Annotated in this window: 1 protein-coding gene; it reads left to right on the forward strand. The window is 75.0% G+C overall.

Features of this window, described 5'->3' with window-relative positions; translation table 11 throughout:
• On the forward strand, positions 1–2,606 hold a 2,606-nt coding region (locus tag AB0P07_RS36690), incomplete at both ends, for an acyltransferase domain-containing protein (protein ID WP_365558750.1).

Raw genomic sequence — 2,606 nt, forward strand, 5'->3', positions numbered from 1 at the left:
CGGCCCCTCGCCGAGGTGGAACGGCTCCTCGCCGGCTACGGGGAGGAGGTCACGGTCGCCGCGGTGAACGGGCCCGGATCCACCGTGGTCTCCGGTGGCACGGCGGCACTCGACGCCCTGATGGCCGACTGCGAGGCCCGCGGCATTCGGGCCCGGCGCATCCCGGTCGACTACGCCTCACACTCCGCACAGGTGGAGAACATCCGGACCCAGGTCGAGAAGGCGGCAGCCGACGTGGTGCCGCGGCCGGCGCGGATACCGTTCTTCTCCACGGTGACCGGAGGCGACCTCGCCCACACCGAACTGGACGGCGCCTACTGGTACCGCAACCTGCGCTCCACCGTCCGCTTCGAGGACACCGTCCGCGCCCTGCTCGACGCCGGGTTCCGCAGGTTCGTCGAGGCGAGCGCGCATCCGGTGCTGACCACCGGGATCCAGATCACCGCCGAGGACCACGGCACGGACGTGTCCGTCACGGGCACCCTGCGCCGCGACGACGGCGGCCGGCCGCGCTTGCTGCGCTCGCTCGCCGAGGCATTCGTCACCGGCGTACCCGTGCAGTGGGCCCGCTCCTACGAAGGCCGCGCGACCCGGCGGGTCGAGCTGCCCACGTACGCCTTCCAGCACCGCCGCTTCTGGGTGGCGGACGGCGGCGCCGCCCGTCGCGCCACGCACGCGCACCAGGACGGCGCGGAGGCCACCGGCCACGCCCTGCTCGGCAGCGCGGTGCCGCTTCCCGGGACCGGCGGAATCCTGCTCACCGGACGCCTCTCGCCGCGGGAACAGCCCTGGCTGCGCGACCACTCCGTACGCGGGCGCGTACTGGTGCCGGGTACGGCACTGCTGGACATGGTCCTGCGCGCCGGGGACGCGGTCGGCTGCGACCGGGTGGAGGAACTGACCCTGGAGACCCCGCTGCTCCTGGACGCGTCCAGGCCGACCCAGGTACAGGTGCTGGTGGCCGGGGCCGCGGCGGACGGCAGCCGCGCGGTGGACGTCCACGCCCGGCTCCAGGACGCCGCGCCCCAGGAGGCGGACTGGGTACGGCACGCACGGGCGACGCTCGTGAACGGCACCGGGCGCCGGGAACCCGTGGCCCCCGAGGAGCACCAGGAGCCCGTGACCTGCGAGAACTGGCCCCCGGCGGACGCGCAGCCCGTGGACGTCACGGGACTCTACGAGCGGCTGCACGAGCAGGGCCTCACGTACGGAGCGGCGTTCCGAGGACTCACGCGGGTCTGGCGCGGGCCGGCGGGCGAGCTGTTCGCCGAAGCCGAACTGCCCGGCGCGGACGTGGCCGGCTTCGGCATCCACCCGGCCCTCCTCGACGCCGCCCTGCACGCCTGGCCGGCCTGCGCGGAGGACGAGCACATCGGCCGGCTGCCCTTCCTCTGGACCGGCGCCACCCTCCATGCCACCGGAGCCGAACGGGTGCGGGCCACGCTTGCCCCGACGGCCGGGGGCGCCTTCTCGGTACGGGTCACGGACAACGCGGGTCTGCCGGTCCTGTCCGCCGACGGACTACTGACGCGTCCGCTCGACGAGGCGCGCCTGCCCGCCCCGCCCGAGAACGGCGTCGCCGCAGCCCACCGGGTCGCCTGGACCCGCGTACCGGACCCGTCCCGGGACGACGAACCTCCGCGCGTCGCGGTGCTCGGGGAGACGGCCCCCGGCCTCCCCGCGACGGACCCGGCCTACTCGGGATGCGCCGACCTGGGAGCACTGGCGGTACGCCTGGCGGACGGCGGAACGGCGGCACCCGGGCACGTCCTGGTGGACCTGCGGACCGGCGCGTTGCAGGACACCGGCGGCGACATGGCCGCGGACGCCGAACGCACCGCCCTGCACGCGCTGGACCTCGTGCAGCAGTGGCTGTCCGGCGAGCACTTCGCGCAGTCCCGGCTGGTCCTCGTGACCGGCGGAGCCGTCCACGTCCACGACGGGGAACGCATGGACCACCTCGCGGCCGCGCCCGTATGGGGCCTGGTGCGTTCGGCACAGACCGAGCACCCCGGGCGCTTCCTCCTCCTCGACGTCCTCGGCCACACCCCCGCGGCCCCCGTGACGGTGTCGCGCGCCCTCTCCTCGCGCGAGCCCCAACTCGCCGTCCGGGGCGACGAGATCCTCGCCCCGCGCCTGGTGCGCGGCGACGCGACGACGACTGCCCCGGTGGGGGAACGTCCGGAAACGGTCCCGGTGCACGGCGAGGACCCGGCCGGGGCACGGCAGCTCACCCACGCCGGAAACGGCACCCTCGAAGGGATCGCCTGGGGCCCGGCGCCCGAGGACCGCGGCGACCGCGCCCTGGACGAGCACGAGGTGCGCGTCGACGTCCGCGCCGTCGGCCTCAACTTCCGCGACGTGCTGATCCCGCTGGGCATGTACCCGGACGCGGAGAGCGCGCGGATGGGCAGCGAGGGTGCCGGCGTGGTCACCGCCATCGGCTCCCGCGTGACGGGTGTCGCGGTGGGCGACCGGGTCATGGGCGTCTGGCAGGACGCGTTCCGGTCCTCCGTCGTGGTGGATGAGCGGGTGGTGGTGGGGGTTCCGGAGGGGTGGTCGTTTGTTGAGGCGGCGTCGGTGCCGGTGGCTTTTGTGACGGCGTT

Origin of the sequence: Streptomyces sp. NPDC085944 (genome assembly GCF_040686295.1) — a bacterium.
Lineage (GTDB): Bacteria > Actinomycetota > Actinomycetes > Streptomycetales > Streptomycetaceae > Streptomyces > Streptomyces salinarius.